The sequence below is a fragment of the Sediminibacillus sp. JSM 1682029 genome (genome assembly GCF_041366435.1).
Lineage (GTDB): Bacteria > Bacillota > Bacilli > Bacillales > Amphibacillaceae > Sediminibacillus > Sediminibacillus terrae.
Genome location: NZ_JBEWYY010000020.1, coordinates 1 through 2,986, shown reverse-complemented (window position 1 = coordinate 2,986; position 2,986 = coordinate 1). Strand labels below are relative to the sequence as shown.

General features: G+C 53.7%; 1 rRNA gene. It reads left to right on the top strand.

Annotated features, from left to right (window positions below):
* Nucleotides 1–67 precede the first annotated feature (67 nt).
* Nucleotides 68–2,985, top strand: a 23S ribosomal RNA gene (locus ABVF09_RS19710).
* Nucleotide 2,986 lies beyond the last annotated feature (1 nt).

Genomic DNA, 2,986 nt, shown 5'->3' with positions numbered 1-2,986 from the left:
AGGAGCCGGAACTAGACTATGCAAGACATTCAACGACATTGAAGTAACACGTCATTCACGAACGATAAGTTAAGTGAAGAAGGGCGCACGGTGGATGCCTTGGCACTAGGAGCCGAAGAAGGACGGGACAAACACCGATATGTCCCGGGGAGCCGTACGTAGGCATTGATCCGGGAATTTCCGAATGGGGGAACCCCCTGCCCGTAATGGGGCAGGACGCTTATCTGAATTCATAGGATAAGCGAGGCAGACCCGGGGAACTGAAACATCTCAGTACCCGGAGGAAGAGAAAGCAAACGCGATTTCCCAAGTAGCGGCGAGCGAAACGGAAACAGCCCAAACCAGAGAGCTTGCTTTCTGGGGTTGTAGGACACTCCATCGGAGTTACCAAGAAACAGTTTAAGCGAATCGATCTGGAACGATCAGCCAAAGAAGGTAAGAGCCCTGTAGTTGAAAGATTGTTTCCTCCGGAGTGGATCCTGAGTACGGCGGAACACGAGGAATTCCGTCGGAATCCGGGAGGACCATCTCCCAAGGCTAAATACTCCCTAGTGACCGATAGTGAACCAGTACCGTGAGGGAAAGGTGAAAAGCACCCCGGAAGGGGAGTGAAAGAGAACCTGAAACCGTGTGCCTACAAGTAGTCGAAGCCCGTTAATGGGTGACGGCGTGCCTTTTGTAGAATGAACCGGCGAGTTACGATCTCCTGCAAGGTTAAGTCGGATAGACGGAGCCGCAGCGAAAGCGAGTCTGAACAGGGCGAATCGAGTAGGGGGTCGTAGACCCGAAACCGTGTGATCTACCCATGTCCAGGGTGAAGGTCAGGTAACACTGACTGGAGGCCCGAACCCACGCGTGTTGAAAAACGCGGGGATGAGGTGTGGGTAGGGGTGAAATGCCAATCGAACACGGAGATAGCTGGTTCTCTCCGAAATAGCTTTAGGGCTAGCCTCAAGAGTTGAGTACTGGAGGTAGAGCACTGATTGGACTAGGGGCCCTCATCGGGTTACCGAATTCAGTCAAACTCCGAATGCCAGCCACTCGATCTTGGGAGTCAGACTATGGGTGATAAGGTTCATAGTCGAAAGGGAAACAGCCCAGACCGCCAGCTAAGGTCCCAAAGTATACGTTAAGTGGAAAAGGATGTGGAGTTGCTTAGACAACCAGGATGTTGGCTTAGAAGCAGCCATCATTTAAAGAGTGCGTAATAGCTCACTGGTCGAGTGACTCTGCGCCGAAAATATACCGGGGCTAAACGTATCACCGAAGCTGCGGATTGTTCTTGCGAACAATGGTAGGAGAGCGTTCTAAGTGCAGCGAAGTCAGACCGTGAGGACTGGTGGAGCGCTTAGAAGTGAGAATGCCGGTATGAGTAGCGAAAAAAGAGTGAGAATCTCTTTCACCGAAAGCCTAAGGTTTCCTGAGGAAGGCTCGTCCGCTCAGGGTTAGTCGGGACCTAAGCCGAGGCCGAAAGGCGTAGGCGATGGACAACAGGTGGATATTCCTGTACCACCTCCTTTCCGTTTGAACGACGGGGGGACGCAGAAGGATAAGGAAAGCGCACTGCTGGTCATGTGCGCCCAAGCAGTGAGAGAGTCGGATAGGCAAATCCGTCCGGCAATCTCGAGCTGTGACGGGGAGGGAAAATAAGTACCGAAGTTCCTGATTTCACACTGCCAAGAAAAGCCTCTAGTGAGGAAAGAGGTGCCCGTACCGCAAACCGACACAGGTAGGCGAGGAGAGAATCCTAAGGTGATCGGGAGAACTCTCGTTAAGGAACTCGGCAAAATGACCCCGTAACTTCGGGAGAAGGGGTGCTTCTTTTGCGAGAAGCCGCAGTGAATAGGCCCAAGCGACTGTTTAGCAAAAACACAGGTCTCTGCGAAGCCGTAAGGCGAAGTATAGGGGCTGACACCTGCCCGGTGCTGGAAGGTTAAGGGGACGCGTTAGCCGTAAGGCGAAGCGTTGAACCGAAGCCCCAGTAAACGGCGGCCGTAACTATAACGGTCCTAAGGTAGCGAAATTCCTTGTCGGGTAAGTTCCGACCCGCACGAAAGGTGCAACGACTTGGGCACTGTCTCAACGAGAGACCCGGTGAAATTATACTATGCGTGAAGATGCGCATTACCCGCGACAGGACGGAAAGACCCCGTGGAGCTTTACTGTAGCCTGATATTGAATGTTGGTACAGCTTGTACAGGATAGGTGGGAGCCTTAGAAACCGGAGCGCTAGCTTCGGTGGAGGCGCCGGTGGGATACCACCCTGGCTGTACGGACATTCTAACCCAGGGCCGTGATCCGGTCCGGAGACAGTGTCAGGTGGGCAGTTTGACTGGGGCGGTCGCCTCCCAAAGAGTAACGGAGGCGCCCAAAGGTTCCCTCAGAATGGTTGGAAATCATTCGCAGAGTGTAAAGGCAGAAGGGAGCTTGACTGCGAGACCTACAAGTCGAGCAGGGACGAAAGTCGGGCTTAGTGATCCGGCGGTGCCGTATGGAAGGGCCGTCGCTCAACGGATAAAAGCTACCCCGGGGATAACAGGCTTATCTCCCCCAAGAGTCCACATCGACGGGGAGGTTTGGCACCTCGATGTCGGCTCATCGCATCCTGGGGCTGTAGTCGGTCCCAAGGGTTGGGCTGTTCGCCCATTAAAGCGGTACGCGAGCTGGGTTCAGAACGTCGTGAGACAGTTCGGTCCCTATCCGTCGTGGGCGTTGGAAGTTTGAGAGGAGCTGTCCTTAGTACGAGAGGACCGGGATGGACACACCGCTGGTGTACCAGTTGTTCCGCCAGGAGCATAGCTGGGTAGCTACGTGTGGAAGGGATAAGTGCTGAAAGCATCTAAGCATGAAGCCCACCTCTAGATGAGACTTCCCATCATTTTAAATGAGTAAGATCCCTCAGAGACGATGAGGTTGATAGGTCCGAGGTGGAAGCGTGGTGACACGTGCAGCTGACGGATACTAATCGATCGAGGACTTAACTTAA